Source organism: Streptomyces sp. NPDC001450 (assembly GCF_053597295.1).
In genome coordinates this window covers 1-15,077 of sequence record NZ_JBSFHY010000059.1, presented here as the reverse complement: position 1 = coordinate 15,077, position 15,077 = coordinate 1, and the positions used below count along the sequence as shown (strand labels likewise).

General features: G+C 72.1%; 13 protein-coding genes and 3 pseudogenes. 10 read left to right on the top strand and 6 right to left on the bottom strand.

What is annotated here, in order from left to right:
• Positions 1-10: 10 nt before the first annotated feature.
• From ACWC5O_RS40990 to ACWC5O_RS40960, 7 genes are all read left to right on the top strand, one after another.
• A complete protein-coding gene (locus ACWC5O_RS40990; RefSeq protein WP_450582164.1) occupies positions 11-1,471 on the top strand; it encodes an aldehyde dehydrogenase in 1,461 nt (486 codons plus the stop codon).
• Entirely contained in the window at positions 1,464-2,408 is a 945-nt protein-coding gene (locus tag ACWC5O_RS40985; RefSeq protein WP_450582162.1) for a 3,4-dihydroxyphenylacetate 2,3-dioxygenase, read from the top strand. The genes ACWC5O_RS40990 and ACWC5O_RS40985 overlap by 8 nt, the downstream gene beginning before the upstream one ends.
• Positions 2,409-2,418: 10 nt before the next feature.
• Positions 2,419-3,264, top strand: coding sequence for a fumarylacetoacetate hydrolase family protein (locus ACWC5O_RS40980; RefSeq protein WP_450582161.1), 846 nt, complete (start codon positions 2,419-2,421; stop codon positions 3,262-3,264).
• 44 nt (positions 3,265-3,308) lie between these two features.
• Positions 3,309-3,932, top strand: coding sequence for a TetR/AcrR family transcriptional regulator (locus ACWC5O_RS40975; RefSeq protein WP_450582159.1), 624 nt, complete (start codon positions 3,309-3,311; stop codon positions 3,930-3,932).
• 186 nt (positions 3,933-4,118) lie between these two features.
• Positions 4,119-5,579 carry an APC family permease gene (locus tag ACWC5O_RS40970; protein WP_450582157.1) on the top strand — a complete coding sequence of 487 codons (1,461 nt, stop codon included), beginning with the start codon at positions 4,119-4,121 and terminating at the stop codon, positions 5,577-5,579.
• 60 nt (positions 5,580-5,639) lie between these two features.
• The gene (locus tag ACWC5O_RS40965) at positions 5,640-7,130 is read left to right on the top strand and encodes an aldehyde dehydrogenase (protein WP_450582155.1); all 1,491 of its coding nucleotides are present in this window, start codon (positions 5,640-5,642) and stop codon (positions 7,128-7,130) included.
• Complete coding sequence (locus ACWC5O_RS40960) at positions 7,127-7,831, top strand: gamma-glutamyl-gamma-aminobutyrate hydrolase family protein (RefSeq protein ID WP_450582153.1); 705 nt, start codon at positions 7,127-7,129, stop codon at positions 7,829-7,831. Before ACWC5O_RS40965 ends, ACWC5O_RS40960 begins: the two co-directional genes overlap by 4 nt.
• A gap of 7 nt (positions 7,832-7,838) precedes the next feature.
• Here ACWC5O_RS40960 and ACWC5O_RS40955 read toward each other — a convergent pair whose 3' ends face one another.
• Entirely contained in the window at positions 7,839-8,411 is a 573-nt protein-coding gene (locus tag ACWC5O_RS40955) for a MarR family winged helix-turn-helix transcriptional regulator (RefSeq protein WP_450582152.1), read from the bottom strand.
• Positions 8,412-8,566: 155 nt separating this feature from the next.
• Here ACWC5O_RS40955 and ACWC5O_RS40950 point away from each other — a divergent pair, with 155 nt between their 5' ends.
• Positions 8,567-9,409, top strand: coding sequence for a hypothetical protein (locus ACWC5O_RS40950; RefSeq protein ID WP_450582150.1), 843 nt, complete (start codon positions 8,567-8,569; stop codon positions 9,407-9,409).
• On the opposite strand, the pseudogene ACWC5O_RS40945 reads toward ACWC5O_RS40950, so the two are convergent.
• Positions 9,396-10,051 (bottom strand): annotated as a pseudogene (locus ACWC5O_RS40945) (polysaccharide lyase family 8 super-sandwich domain-containing protein); the annotation flags it as partial. The gene ACWC5O_RS40950 and the pseudogene ACWC5O_RS40945 overlap by 14 nt on opposite strands.
• Before the next feature lie 164 nt (positions 10,052-10,215).
• A pseudogene (locus ACWC5O_RS40940) lies at positions 10,216-10,341 on the bottom strand (hypothetical protein); the annotation flags it as partial.
• Between the two features lie 83 nt (positions 10,342-10,424).
• On the opposite strand from ACWC5O_RS40940, the gene ACWC5O_RS40935 reads away from it, so the two are divergent.
• Complete coding sequence (locus ACWC5O_RS40935; RefSeq protein WP_450582149.1) at positions 10,425-11,117, top strand: peptidoglycan-binding domain-containing protein; 693 nt, start codon at positions 10,425-10,427, stop codon at positions 11,115-11,117.
• A 271-nt stretch (positions 11,118-11,388) separates the two neighbouring features.
• On the opposite strand, the gene ACWC5O_RS40930 is transcribed toward ACWC5O_RS40935, so the two are convergent.
• The 3 genes from ACWC5O_RS40930 to ACWC5O_RS40920 form a co-directional block, all read right to left on the bottom strand.
• Complete coding sequence (locus ACWC5O_RS40930; protein ID WP_450582148.1) at positions 11,389-11,766, bottom strand: hypothetical protein; 378 nt, start codon at positions 11,764-11,766, stop codon at positions 11,389-11,391.
• 457 nt (positions 11,767-12,223) lie between these two features.
• Positions 12,224-13,141, bottom strand: coding sequence for a MurR/RpiR family transcriptional regulator (locus ACWC5O_RS40925; protein ID WP_450582244.1), 918 nt, complete (start codon positions 13,139-13,141; stop codon positions 12,224-12,226).
• Between the two features lie 82 nt (positions 13,142-13,223).
• Complete coding sequence (locus ACWC5O_RS40920) at positions 13,224-14,930, bottom strand: phospholipid carrier-dependent glycosyltransferase (RefSeq protein ID WP_450582146.1); 1,707 nt, start codon at positions 14,928-14,930, stop codon at positions 13,224-13,226.
• 48 nt (positions 14,931-14,978) lie between these two features.
• Between ACWC5O_RS40920 and ACWC5O_RS40915 the strand changes: the two are divergent.
• Positions 14,979-15,077: pseudogene (locus tag ACWC5O_RS40915) on the top strand (rhomboid family intramembrane serine protease); the annotation flags it as partial.

The window sequence follows — 15,077 nt, the reverse complement described above, 5'->3', positions numbered from 1 at the left end:
AGCCCTTCTCATGTCTGACAAGATCACCGTCGCCGGAGTCACCGTCGACACCCGGCACTGGATCGGCGGCCGGCGCGTCGCCTCCCGCGACACCTTCACCGACCACTCGCCCATCGACGGAGCCGCTCTCGGCGAGATCGCCCGCGGCGGTCCCGCCGAAGCCGAAGCCGCCGTCGCCGCCGCCAAGGCCGCCTTCCCCGCCTGGGCCGCCACATCCCGCGGCGAGCGTGCCCGGATCCTGCACGCCATCGCCGACGGTGTCGAGAAGCGGATCGAAGAGCTGGCCGTCGTGGAGACCACCGACAACGGTGCTCTGCTCCGGTCCCACCTCCGGGGCGTCATGCCCCGCGTCGCCCACAACTTCCGGTTCTTCGCGGACCGGCTGCTCCAGCTCGACCACGAGGACTTCGAGACGCGCGGGCACGGCAACCACGTCAGCTGGGACCCGGCCGGCCCCTGCGTGCTGATCACGCCGTGGAACGCCCCGTTGATGCTGGCCACCTGGAAGGTCGCCCCGGCTCTCGCCGCCGGTGACACCGTGGTTCTCAAGCCCGCCGAGTGGTCTCCGTTGACCGCCTCGCTGCTCGCCGACATCGCCGCCGAGGCGGGGCTGCCGGCCGGGGTGCTGAACGTCGTGCAGGGGTACGGTGCCGAGGTCGGTGACGCGCTCACCTCGCACCCGGACGTGCGCCGGATCAGCTTCACCGGTTCCGTGCCGACCGCTCGCCGTATCGCCGCCTCGGCCGCCGCCAACCTCACCCCGCTCAGCCTTGAACTCGGCGGCAAGTCACCCCTGTTGGTGTTCGCGGACGCCGACCTCGACCTCGCCGTCGACCTCGCGGTGGAGCAGTACGACAACGCCGGCCAGGTGTGCCTCGCCGCCACGCGGATCCTCGTCGAGGAGTCGATCGCCGAGGAGTTCACCCGGCGCTTCGTCAAGAAGGCCGGTCGGCTCACGCAGGGGGATCCGCGTGACGAGGGCACCGACATCGGGCCCAGCATCCACCCCCGCCAGCTGGAGAAGATCGACGGGTTCGTGCGGCGGGCGATCGGGGCGGGCGCCCGCGCGGTCATCGGCGGGCACCCGGGCGACGGCCAGTACTACGCGCCGACGCTCCTCACGGACGTCGCCCAGGACTCGGAGATCGTGCAGGAGGAGGTCTTCGGGCCCGTCCTGACCCTGCAGACCTTCGCCACCGAGGAAGAGGCCGTCCGGCTCGCCAACGACACCCGCTTCGGCCTCGCCGCCACCGTCGCCACCGGCGACCACGCTCGCTCCGAGCGCGTCACCGCGCAGCTCGTCGCCGGCACCGTCTGGGTCAACTGCTTCTTCGTACGCGACCTCCGGGCGCCCTTCGGCGGCTCCCGCCTCTCCGGTGTCGGACGCGAGGGCGGGACCTGGAGCTTCGACTTCTACTGCGACCTGAAGAACACCGTCACCGCCCCGAAGGGATGGAAGGACCATGGGTGAGATCGTCGGGGCGGGGCTGCTCGCCCACGTCCCCACCATCGTGCTGCCGCGGGCCGAACGGCTGAAGCTGAACGAGGGCAAGGAGATCACCCTCGTCACCGGCCTCGAACAGCTCCGCAGGGACGTCTTCGAACGGGACACCGCCAACGAATACGACACCGTCGTCGTCCTCGACTCCCACTGGGCGACCACCGTCGAGTTCGTCGTCACCGCCCAGCAGCGGCGGGCCGGCCTGTTCACCTCCGAGGAACTGCCGCGCGGCATGTGCCGGATGCCGTACGACTTTCCAGGCGACCCCGAACTCGCCAACAACATCGCACAGTTCGCCGACAAGCACGGCACGTGGATCACTCCGATCGACGACGACTACCTGCCGATCTACTACGCCACCATCAACCTCTGGAAGTTCCTCGGCGAGGGGCTGCCGGACAAGCGGTGGATGACCATCGGCGTCTGCCAGACCGGAGACATGGAGGACCACCTGCGGCTCGGGCGTGCCCTCGCGGACGGCATCGCCGCCACTCCCGGGCGCCGGGTGCTGCTCATCGCCTCCGGCGCGCTCTCGCACACCTTCTGGCCGCTGCGCGAGCTGCGCGACCACGAGGCCGGCGACCCGGCGCACATCTTCACGCCCGAGGCCCGCGCGGCCGACGAGGAGCGCATCGCCTGGTTCAAGGAGGGCCGCCACGACAAGGTCCTCGACACCATGGACGAGTTCTGGAGGTTCAAGCCCGAGGCGAAGTTCTTCCACTACCTGATGATGGCCGGCGCCCTCGGCGAGCAGGCCTGCGTCGCCAGGGCCCGCCAGTACGGCGAGTACGAGAACTCCGTCGGCACCGGCCAGGTGCACCTCTGGTTCGACCGCCCGGCCGGCGGCTGGACCGGCAACGGCCTGCCCGCCGCACCGTCCCCGCGTACCCCGCACAGCCGCGTCTAGGAGAACCGTCATGCCCGAACACCGCCGCATCCTCCTCGACGGCGCCGCCGTCCAGGTCACCGTCGACGGAGACGAGCTCGTCGCCGGTGACGGCCGCCGCGTCGGGATCGAGGACGCCACGCACCTGCCCCCGGTGGTCCCCTCCAAGGTCATCGCCGTCCACCTCAACCACCGCAGCCGCGTGGAGGAGTTCCGGATCGACCTCCCGGACACGCCGACCTACTTCCACAAGCCGACCTCCTCCCTCAACTCCCACCGGGGCGCGATCGTCCGCCCCGAGGGCTGCAAGTGGCTCAACTACGAGGGCGAGGTGGCCATCGTGATCGGGAGGACGGCCCGCAACATCTCGCCCGCCGAGGCAGAGGAGTACATAGCGGGCTACACGGTCGCCAACGACTACGGCCTGCACGACTTCCGCGACACCGACGCGGGCTCCATGCTCCGGGTCAAGGGCTCGGACACCCTGTGCCCGCTCGGCCCGGGCCTGGTCACCGACTGGGACTTCCACGGCAGGCGGCTGCGGACGTACGTCAACGGCGAGGTCGTCCAGGACGGTTCGACCGACGAGATGAAGTGGGACATGCACTACCTCGTCGCGGACATCGCCCGCACGATCACCCTGTACCCCGGTGACGTGCTGCTGTCCGGCACCCCCGCCAACTCGCGGCCCGTGCGGCCCGGCGACGTCGTGGAGGTGGAGGTCGAGGGCCTCGGCCGGCTCACCAACCACGTCGTCACCGGACCCACCCCGATCCGGACGGACGTCGGCGCGCAGCCCACCGAGTCCGAGGAGGTGCTGTCCACCGCGCTGGGCGGCGACTGGGAGTTCCGCGGCATCCGGCCACCGCGGCGGTGAACCGCGGACCCTGCGCGGCGCGGGCGGCGGGTAGGGTCACGGCCATGACCGAATCCGCCGAGACCTCGCAGGAACGCCGCCCGCCCTCCCGCAAGCGGCTCGGTTACGGCGAGGGTCGTGAGGCGCTGCTCAGGGCCGCCGTGCGGGTCGTCGGGCGCCGGGGGCTGCGCCACCTCACCTACCGCGCCGTCGCCGAGGAGGCGGGCGTCACCCACGGTCTGGTCGTGCACCACTTCGGCTCCCGGGACGCGCTGATCGAGGAGTCCCTGGCCTACGCGATCCGCACCAGCCTCAGCAGCAGCCTCCTGGAACCCGGCACCGGCCGCCCCGAGGACTTCGTCGCCGGTCTCACGGACATGGTGGAGGAGGACGCGGACGGGCAGGCGTACCAGTACGAGCTGCTGCTGGAGGCCCGCCGCCGCCCCGAGCTGCTGCCGCAGGTGCGTGAGCTGTACGCCGAGTACTTCGGTGCCTCGCAGCGCGAGCTGGACCGCATCCTGCCGCCCGGGGTGAGCCCGGCCTTCAACCGGCTGGTCTTCGCTGCCCTGGACGGGCTCGTCCTGCACCAGCTGACCGGCATCGCCGGCCGCGCGGACACCGAGGCCTGCCTCGCCGAGCTGCGCTCCCTCCTGCGCGACCTGGGCGAGCGGCCCCCGGACGGCGACTGAACGTGCCCGGTAGGGAACCCCCCGTCGCGGTTGCGGCGGGGGGTTTCTCGTGCGATCCCACAGGCGGTTTCCAGACAGTAAATTCCCCATCCGTACCCCTTGTCAGATGGATAGTTCCGGCCCACCATGAGGCAACTCGTTTGGCTCAAAACAAAACCTCCCTCCCCTCCTCAGCAGGTGATCCGAGTGGACAGTCAGACGGTCGACGCAGCGCCCCGGGCCGGAGAGGCCCCGCAGCCCGCAGGAACCCTCAAGCGCAACGCCCTGGGAGTCCTGGGCATCCTCTTCTTCGTCCTCTCCGCCCAGGCGCCGCTCACCGGCATCGCCGGCGCCGTCCCGATCGCCGTCGCCGTCGGCAACGGCCCCGGGGCCCCGGCCGCCTACGCCGTCGCCGGCGCGGTGATCCTGCTGTTCTCGGTGGGGTTCGTGGCCATGGGCCGGCACGTGGTGAACGCGGGCGCCTTCTACACGTACATCGGCAAGGGCCTCGGCCGGACCACCGGCAGCGGCAGCGCCGCCGTGGCACTCTTCGCGTACTGCACGGTCCAGGCCGCCATGTACGGCCTGTACGGCTTCACGGTCGCCGGACTCGTCGAGCACTACGCCGGCGTGCACATCGCCTGGTGGGTGTGGTCCCTGGTGACCATGGCCGTCGTCCAGGCGCTCGGCGCCGCCGGCATCGAGCTCGGCGCCAAGGTGCTCGCCGTGTTCGTGCTGGCCGAGTTCAGCATCCTGCTCGCCTTCGCCCTCGTCACCCTCTTCAAGGGCGGCGGCCCCGAGGGCCTCGGCGTCGCCGACACCTTCTCCCCGAGCGCCGTGCTGCAGGGTGCCCCGGGCGTGGCCCTGATGTTCGCCGTCGCGTCCATGTTCGGCTTCGAGGCCACCGCGATCTACGGCGAGGAGGCCCGCCGGCCGCACCGGACGGTGCCCCGGGCGACCTACCTGTCGGTCGCCGTGGTGACCGGCTTCTTCGCCTTCACCTCGTGGATGCTCGTCTCCTCGTACGGCGCGACGAAGGTCACCGGGGCGGCGGGCAAGGCCCTGGCGGGCGGCGACGCCACCGTGTTCGTCTTCGCGCCCATCGCGCAGCTCTTCGGCGGCTGGGCCGACGACGTGCTGCCCGTCCTGCTGGGCACCTCCCTGTTCGCCGGCATCCTCGCCTTCCACAACTCCGCCAACCGCTACCTGTTCTCCCTCAGCCGCGAGGGCCTGCTGCCCCGCGGGCTGCGCTCGCTCAACAAGCGCCATTCGCCGTGGGCGGCGGGCTTCGTGCAGACGGCGATCGCGGTGCTGCTGGTGATCCCGTTCGCACTCGCGGGCAAGGACCCGGTCCTCACCCTCTTCTCCTGGCTCAGCGGCGTCGGCGTCCTCGCCTGCATGCTGCTGTACTTCCTGACCTCGATCTCCGTGATCGTCTTCTTCCGCCGCGAGCGCCTCGACACCCGGCGCTGGAACACCCTGATCGCCCCCTCCCTCGGCGCCCTCGGCATCGCCGCCGTGATCTGGGTGGTCCTCGCCAACTTCACCACCCTCATCGGCGGCGACGCCACCACCGCCGGCTGGCTCGTCGCAGCCGTCCCCGCGGTGCTGCTCCTGGGCGCCGGGACCGCGCGCGTGGTCCGCTCCCGGACCGCCGAGGCCCGCTGACGCACCCCGCCGGGCCCGGCTCCGTCGGGGGCCGGGCCCCCTACCCTCGACAGGAACACCATGCTGGACGTCACCCATGACGAACTGCTGCGCCGGGCCAAGACCCTCGACCTGCCCGCGCTGCACCACATCGACGGGACCGACGAACCCGGGTCAGGGACGACCTTCGCCGTCGTCTCGCCCCGCGACGGACAGACCCTCACCGAGGTCGCCGACGCCCGGCAGGCCGAGGTCGACCACGCCGTCGCCGCCGCCCGCCGCGCCTTCGACTCCGGCCCCTGGCCGCGCCTGGCCCCCGCCGAACGCGGCCGCGTGCTGCTCCGCATCGCCGAACTCCTCGAAGAACAGCGGGAGAAGCTCGCCCTCACCGTCACCCTGGAGATGGGCAAGCCGATCACCGACGCGTACGCCATCGAACTGCGCGCCGCGATCAACACCTTCCGCTGGTACGGCCAGCTGGCCGACAAGCTCACCGACGAGTCCCCGCACACCGCCCCCGACGCCCTCGCCCTCGTCACCCGCGAACCGGCCGGCGTGGTCGGCGCGGTCGTCCCCTGGAACTTCCCGCTGACGCTGGCGAGCTGGAAGCTCGCCCCGGCACTCGCGGCCGGCTGCACGGTCGTCCTGAAGCCGTCCGAGTCGTCCCCGCTCTCGGCGCTGCTGCTCGGCCGGATCGGCACGGAGGCCGGACTGCCCCCGGGCGTACTCAACGTCGTCACCGGCTTCGGCCCCACCGCGGGCCGCGCGATCGGCCTGCACCCGGACGTCGACGTCCTCGCCTTCACCGGCTCCACCGCCGTCGGCCGCCACTTCCTGCGCTACTCCGCCGACTCCAACCTCAAGCGGGTCTGGCTCGAACTCGGCGGCAAATCACCCAACATCGTCCTGCCCGACGCACCGGACCTCGACCGCGCGGCCGCCACCGCGGCCTGGGGCATCTTCTTCAACCAGGGCGAGATGTGCACCGCGCCCTCCCGGCTCCTCGTGCACTCCTCGATCGCCGAGCGCGTCACCGAGGCCGTCGTCCAAAGGGCCCGGGAACTCCGCGTCGGCGACCCGCTCGACCCCGCCACCGAGATGGGCGCCCTCGTCGGCGAGGCCCACCTGGACCGCGTCCTGGACCACATCACCACCGCCGGCGCCGAGGGCGCCCGCCTGCGCACCGGCGGCGCCCGCACCCTCGCCGAGAGCGGCGGCAGCTACCTCAGCCCCACCGTCTTCGACCGCGTCGGCCCCGGGACGCGGCTGGCCCGCGAGGAGATCTTCGGCCCCGTGCTCTCCGTCCTCGCCTTCGACGGCCTCGACGAGGCGGTACGGCTCGCCAACGCCACCGAGTACGGCCTCGCCGCCGGCCTGTGGACCTCCGACCTGTCCACCGCCCACCGGGTCTCCCGGGCACTGAAGGCGGGAACGGTGTGGGTCAACTGCTACGAGGAGGGCGACCTGACCGTCCCCTTCGGCGGGACGAAGCAGTCCGGCAACGGCCGCGACAAGTCCGCGCACGCCCTGGAGAAGTACACCGAGCTCAAGACGACCTGGATCCAGCTGTGACCCACCGCCCGCTGATCGCCCTACCCGCCCGCTTCTCCGCCACCACCTCCGCCCTGCGGTACGCCGCCGAGGTCAACGCCCGCGCCCTGATCGAGGCCGTCTGGCGGGCCGGCGGAGAACCCGCGGGCATCCACCCCGCCGAGAGCGACGTCGCCGCCCGGCTCGCCCGCTTCGACGGCGTCCTGCTCCCCGGCGGCGGCGACCTCGCCCCGCAGTGCTACGGCGCCGCCACCACCCACGGCAGCGTCTACGACGTCGACGAACTCCAGGACACCTTCGACCTCCAAGTGGCCCGCCACGCCCTCGACTCGGGCCTGCCCCTGCTGGCCGTCTGCCGGGGACTGCAGGTCGTCAACGTGGCCCTCGGCGGCAGCCTGGAGCAGGACATGGGCGGCCCGGAACACGAACACCGGCACCTCGTGCACCCGGTACGGATCAGGCGCGGCACCCTGCTCGAACAGGCCACCGGCGCCGAGAAGGCGGACGCCTCCTGCTACCACCACCAGCGAGTGGACCACCTGGGCCAGGGCCTGACCGTGACGGCCACCGCCGCCGACGGCACCGTCGAAGGGCTCGAACTCCCGGGCGCACAGGGCTGGTTCACCGCCGTGCAGTGGCACCCGGAGGACACGGCACACGAAGACCCCGCTCAGCAGAACCTGTTCGACGCCCTGGTGAGCGCCGCACGTACCCGCCGCTGACCGCCGGTCAGTTCCTGGCGCGCCGCCCACTGCGGCGGGGCGCCGGCTCGGCTCCGCCGAGCAGATCCCGGCGGCGTTCCTCGCCGTGCTCCTCGACCTGCAGGACGACCCGCCGCAGCCCCTCCGCGAGGCTACGGCACTCGGCGTCGCTCAGGCCCGCGGTGACGAACGCCTCCTCCTCGTTGAACTCCGGGAACACCCGCCGCATCAGGTCCTCGCCCTTGTCGGTGAGGCTCAGCAGTACCAGCCGCCCGTCGTCCGGATGCCCGGCCCGGGCGATCAGCCCGCGCGACTCCAGGGTGCGGGCCACGCCGGTGAGCGTCCCCTTGGAGATCCCGGCCTCCTCCGCCACGTGCCGGGTCTCCGACTCACCCCACACCCACACCACCCACAGCACGACGAACGCCGTCCAGGTCAGGTCCGAGCCGCGCAGCACCGAGTTCTCCAGGTGCTGCCGCACCGCGGAGGCGGCCCGGTAGATGTTGGCCACGGCCGCCATCTGCGCCCGGCGGATCGGGACGCCGCCGAGCTTCGCGGACGCGAGCCGTTCGGCTTCGGTGATGGATCGCTGGCCGGGCACGGGCGCTCCTCGGGTCGCTGAGCGGGACACCCGCGGCCGGGTCCCGGCCACGGGAGATCGTTCGGCCTCAAATTGTACGGAGAACCGGGCCGGGGACGGGAGCGGCCACCCCTCGACGTAACCTTTCTGCACCCCAGCTGTCCGAGGAGATCCGCATGTCCGCCGCACGTCCCCGCGTCCTCTACGTCACCGACCTGGCGTACCCGGCCCGCGGGCGCCGCTACGGCGACGAGGACGTCTTCCTGACCTCGCGGCTGCGTGAGCACTTCGACCTCGCCCTGTGTCATCCGCTGGACGCGGCCGCGCTGATGGACACCTACGACGCGGTCGTCGTCCGCAACAGCGGGCCCGTCCTCGGCTACCAGAAGGAGTACGAAGCCTTCCGCGCGCGTGCGCTCGACAGCGGGGCCCGGGTGTACAACCCGCTCAGCGGCAAGGCGGACATGGCCGGCAAGCAGTACCTGCTCGACCTGAGCGCCGCCGGCTTCCCGGTCATCCCCACCGTCGACCGCGCCGAGGACCTGCACAAGCTGCCGGCGGCCGAGAGCTACGTGGTGAAGCCCAAGACCGGCGCCGACTCCCTCGGCCTGCGGATCCTGCCCGCCGACCGCCTCGCCGGCCTCGCCGACGGCACCGTCCTCGTCCAGCCGTGCGTCGACTTCGCCTACGAGGTGTCCTTCTACTTCGTCGACGACGACTTCCAGTACGCCCTCTACGCACCCGACCCGGGGCGCCGCTGGGAGCTGCGGCCGTACGCCGCCACCGCCGCCGACCTGGAGTTCGCCCGCCACTTCATCGACTGGAACGGCCTCGGCCACGGCATCCAGCGGGTCGACGCCTGCCGCGCGCCGGACGGCGAGCTGCTGCTGGTCGAGCTGGAGGACCTCAACCCCTACCTGTCCCTGGACGCCCTCCCGGAGGAGGCCCGGGACGCCTTCGTCACCGCGCTGACGGCGTCCCTGAGCCGGTTCGTCCAGGGGGCGCTCACCCCAGCCTGACGGCGATCCGCTGCGTCGCGCCCGCCGTCGAGGTGACCGTGGCCGGCGCGGTCGCCACCGCCGCGACCGGCCGCCGCCAGGTCAGGGTCAGACTCGTACGCATGCGCATGCGCATGCGCATCGGATCGCTCACCGCGATCACCGCGGTGTCGTCGGCCTTCTCGGTGATCATCACGCAGCACGGATCGCTCGCGGTGAGCGTTCCGACCGTTCCGTCGAACCAGAAGTTCACTCCGGTGAAGCCGAGCGAAGGCACGGCCATGCCCTGCTGGTCGTCCGTGCCGGCGAGGACGGTCAGCCATCCGGTGCCGGCCGCGCGCCTGCGTACGGGCGGCGGTCGCGCCCGGCAGCAGGAGGTAGGCGTACGACGCGTTCGCCGGGTCGGTGCCGTGGTCGACGTACAAGGTCAGGTACCTGCGGTTCAGGCCGGACGTCGAGCCGCCCTTGTCGATCGTGCTCCAGCTGCCGTCCCGGGCCTCGCGCAGGGGTGAGCGTCTCGGACCACGGGTAGGCCGTGGGCCTGAGCGTGCCGTCCACCGTGAACGGGGCGCCGCCGGCGGGGCCGAGGTTGCGGTTGTCGACCGTCGTCTCCACGGCCGTGCCGTCGGCGCACTTGATGCCCGCGCCCAGACGGACGACCGTGAGGCACCCCAGTCCCCGCCGCCGCGTCCGCCAGGGCGAGGTGGTTCGCGAGCTGCGCCGCCGACAGCGCGTGGTACATCAGCACACACACGTCGAGCAGCGCCTGCGGCGCCGATCTGCCAGCTGTACCAGTTGTCGTACCGGACCTGGCCGGCGTCGTAGACGTCGTCGTGGAGATGGCCGAGGCCGCTGCGGACCGCGTCCCGCAGACCGGTGTCGCCGGTCAGGCCGGTGCCCGGCCGGCAGTAGGCCTGGGCGAGCGTGTTCAGGCGGGTGCAACTGGCGTTCATGTTGCTGAACGGGTACGACGTGCACGCCGTATCTCAGCACGGGGACCGCGCATCCCGTACGCACGGGACGGAAGGAGAGCAGGGTGCCGACACCGCCCGACCCTGAACAGCCGCACCCCGGACCGGTCCTCGAACCCGTCCGCGTCGTGCGACTGCGCCGCTTCGACGCCCTCGCGGAGCTGATGCGCGAGATGCTCCCGGAGCGGGAGACGTTCGAGTCCTTCGGCACGGCGCCCCGACCCGGTGCCGGCGCGCCCCGGACAGCCGCCACCGAGGACGACACCCAGGAGCTGCCACCTTTCCCGGCCACCCGGCAGACCCCACGGAACGGCACCGGCCACTCGGCCCCGGGGCTCCGCCGTGCCGCCGTCGCCGTGGCGGTCGGAGCGGCCGCGGTGGTCGGCTTCGGCTGCGCCCTCCTGCTCCCCACGCGGCAGGAGGCGGACGCGAGTCCACAGCCGTCCCACACCACCACGACCACACCGACGGCCACCGCCCCGGCCGCGCCCGCCACCACCCCGGCCGCCGACCCCGACGGCACGGGCACCCTCCGGCAGGGCGACACCGGCCCCGAGGTCGCCGAGCTGCAGCAGCGCCTGCTGCGCGTCCCCGACGTCTACCGGGACGGCTCGACCGACGGCACCTACGACGCCGTCCTCACGGCGGCCGTGGCCCGCTTCCAGCTCTGGTACGGCATCAGCGGCGACGAGACCGGCGTCTACGGCAACGACACGCGCCGCGCACTGGAATCCCGGACGAGCCTCGAAGGCGGCTGAACAGCCAGGCTCGAACGCCGGGCAAGGTCTCGGAAAAAACATCGTGGACGACCGGCCGGCAGGCCCCACCATGGGCTCACCCCGCGGCCCGCCGCCGGGCGCACCTGGTACCACGACCGAAGGCCACGCCGATGACCGGCTCCCGCATCCCGGGCCTGCTGCTGCCCGCCGTCTTCCTGCTGGCCCTGGCCGTCGGCGTCTTCTGGTACTGGCGACACCGCAACGACGACTGACGACGACGGCGCTGACCGACGACGGCCGGCGACGAGGTTCAGCGGGTCATGCCGCGGGCCGCCAGCGCCTCGCTGACCGCGCGGACACTGCGCGCGATGTGCTGCAGCTGGAGCACCTCGGCCGCGTACAGCTTGATCGTGTGCTCGATGACCGACTCGGGCAGGCCGAGGACGGGCAGCTCGGCCCGTGCGGTCTGCAGTGCGGTCCGGGCCACCCGGATCTCCTGCTGGACCTGGATCTGCGCGTGCCGGGCGAGCAGGACGGGATGCCGGATCAGCGCCGGGTAGCTGGCGTAGCGCGCCGGTACCAGCTCGCGCAGCCACTTGGCCGCCGAGCGTTCCCAGTCGTAGCTGCCGGGCATCTTGACCTGGCAGGGCCAGTCGGGGCTGAGGCGCGTGGTGGTGGTCAAGGACATGATCAATCGCTTCCGGTGTGCGGCGTCGTCAGGGTGGTCCGACGTTTGGGGCGGCCCCGGCCTAGGGGATGGCCGGAGCCGCCACGGGCGCATCGCCTGGGCGGTGCGCCACCGAACACCCTGATCGCCGACGTGGGTAGGGGACGGCGGCTGAGGGTGTCCGTGCGGGGGCCCCGGGGGCGGAGGACCTGCGCGGCTGGAGTGCTTGCGTGCGCATGGGCGGTCCGTCGGCTTTCTCGGGGCGGTGTGCGAGCGGTGAGTCCCGCGGGTGCGGAAGGTGCCCGGAGTCGACCGGGCGCGATCCGTGAGCAGTATTTATATATACCGTCGGGTTTGCAAGACGTATGAAAACATTCATGCGGGATATGCGTTGAATGATCCCCTGACGGCGAAAGATCCCCGTGCGGGGAGCGTGGGACAGGAAGAACTGCGGGAGGGGCCCCCGCGGGCGGAAGGTTCAGTCCTTCAGAAAGAACTGCTGCTGGTCGGCGACCTGTTCGTACTTCTCCAGACGCGCCTGCGTGCGCTCCGGATCGGCGTCGGTCATGGCCTGCAGCAGGGCCGCGGCCATCACTCCGGGCGCCGCGTAGGAGTCGAAGACCAGGCGGGAGCCGGTGCCGGTGGCGAAGGTGACGTCGGCCTCGTCGGCCAGCGGACCGAGCGCCAGGTCGGTGATCAGGGCAACCTTCAGGCCCGCCTCGCGCGCGACCCGGAGCGCGGTGAGCGTCTCCTGCGCGTGCCGGGGCATGGCGAACGCCAGCACCCAGGTGCCGCCGGCCTCGCGCGACTGCAGCAGCGCGTCGTAGGCCACGCTGCCGCCGCGCGTCACCAGCCGTACGTCGGGATGGATGCGGCGGGCCGCATAGCCGAAGTACTCGGCCAGCGACACGGAGATGCGCAGCCCCAGCACGGTCAGCGGGGTGGAGCGGGACAGCGCGCGGCCGACCTGGATCACCCGGTCGGGGTCGGCGAAGTCGCGGCGCATGTTCTCCAGGTTCTGGATCTCGGCGTCGACGGCCGCCTGGAGCTCGTTGGCGCGGTCCACCTCACCGGGCCCGCCGGCCAGCGTGCTCAGCGCGATCGACTGGAGCTTCTCCCGCAGCGCCGGGTAGCCGCTGAAGCCGACGGCGGCGGCGAAGCGGGTGACGGAGGGCTGGCTGACGCCCACGCGGTCCGCCAGCTCGGTGATCGACAGGAACGCCGCCTCGGTGATGTGCTCGATCAGGTACTGGGCGACGCGGCGCTGGCCCGGGGACAGCCGGGGGCCGTCGAAGAGTTCTCTGAGCTGGGAGGTCGGTGCGGCCCCGGCCTCCGACGCGGTCTTGCCCGAGGTGATCGCTGATGCCTGGGCGCGTGCCTGCTGCGGCGAGGGCACCGACTCGCCTCCATTGTCTCCCACGACCACTCAACATAGCTCACCGACCGTCATGACCAGGGGCTGTGACGAGCAGGCGGGCTCATCGCCGGAACAGGGTGATCGAATGACCCACTTGATCGATCGGGCGGCTTGAGTCGATCAATTCGGCCAGTCGACCACGTGCCTTGGCCGCCGCGGAGTCCGACACGACGAGCAGTCCGTGCACTCGGCCGGGCGGCACCGTGCGCGGATCGGAGGCGCGGATGCCGTAGTACGACGGCACACCGCTGCCCTTGTAGACCAGCCACACCCGCTCGCCCGGGTACCGCTGCCGCAGTCGGTCGGCGAGCCGGCCGAGGTCCTGGCCCCAGTCCACGTTGGAGTCGTGCAGCAGCCGGTGCGTGTGCGCCGGCCCGCCGAACGCCTCGTTGGCGTACGGCAGGTAGTACGGGAACGTGCGCAGCGAACTTACCGCCACCCACACCACCAGCAGCCCCGTCAGCACACCCGACCAGCGCCACCGCAGCGTGAGTACACAGGCTCCCGCCACAGCGAGGAACACCGGCACGAACAGCGCGTACCGGGTCCCGAAGTCCCGCGAGCCCGTCATCGCCGCCGCCAGCAGCGCCACGGGCGGCAGCAGCAGATACGGCGCCGCGGGCCGCAACCGCCGTACCACCGGCACGGCCACGGCACCGGCCGCACCCAGCGCGAGCAGCCCGAGTGGTGTCTTCACCAGCAGCGCGGCCGGCAGGTAGTACCAGAGCGAGCCCGTGTACAGGTGCCCGAACAGGTAGCCCTGCCAGGGGTAGTCCTCCAGGCCGAACTGCACCCGCATTCCGGCCCGGTACGCCTCCGGCAGCGGCAGCAGGTCCGTCACGCGCCCGCGCAGCCCGTGCACGGCCGGGACCGGTTCGGCGGGCGCGAACCGCAGCCGGGGATCGACCGCCAGATAGGCGGCCCACACGACGGCGACCGCCACCAGCGCCACGACCGCCGACCCCGCGAGCCCCAGGAGCACCTTCCGGCGCCGCTCGGCACAACGCCGGGCGGCCCACACCGACACCACCGCGAGCAGCATCACCACGGGGATCGCGGGCAGTGCGCTCATCTTCGTCGCCACCGCCGCCCCCAGGGCCGCCCCCGCGAGAGGAAGATACAACCGAGGCCGGTCCCGCGCCCGCCACACCAGCCAGGCGGACGTCAGCACGAACCCGGCCGCCGGCACGTCCAATGTGGCCAGCGAGCCGTGCGCGATCACGTCCGGCGAGAAGGCGTACAGTGCGAGCGCCGCCAGACCGCCCGCCGTACCCACCAGCTCACGCGCGAACGCGAACACCACCAGCCCGAACACGAGGGTCAGCGCGATCACCGGCAGCCGTGCCCACAGCATCAGCCGCCACGGGTCATTGCCCGACTCGTACAGCAGATGCCGGCCCACCTCGCCCTGGGTGCCCTGGTACGACGGGTCGTAGTGCGGGTCGGCCACCGCCACCCCGGCCGCGATCAGCAGCTTGCCGAGCGGCGGATGCTCGGGGTTGTAGCGCAGCCGGTGCTCACGCACATAGTCGGTGGCCGTGGCCACGTACACGGGTTCGTCGATGGTGGGCGTCTGCTGGACGGCCGTGGTGACCATCGCGGCGGCCATCTGGGCCAGCAGCAGTGCCACCAGGAGCGGCACCAGCCACCGCCGTCGGCGGCGCAGCCCGGCGTGCAGACGGTCCCGGGCCGTACTCCGCTGGGGGCCGTCGTCCTTGGGGGCCTCGGGTTCGAGGACCTGGGCCGTGTGCTGTGCGCGCGCCATCATGTGCCCCACGGTGTACCGGCCGTGCGGTGGCGGGAGTCAGGTCCTGTCGCCAGGGCGGCCCTGACCCCGGTCACCGCGCTGTTCGTGCACGGCAGCTGGGTGCATCTGCTCGGCAACATGCTCTTCCTCTTCGTCTTCGGGATGATG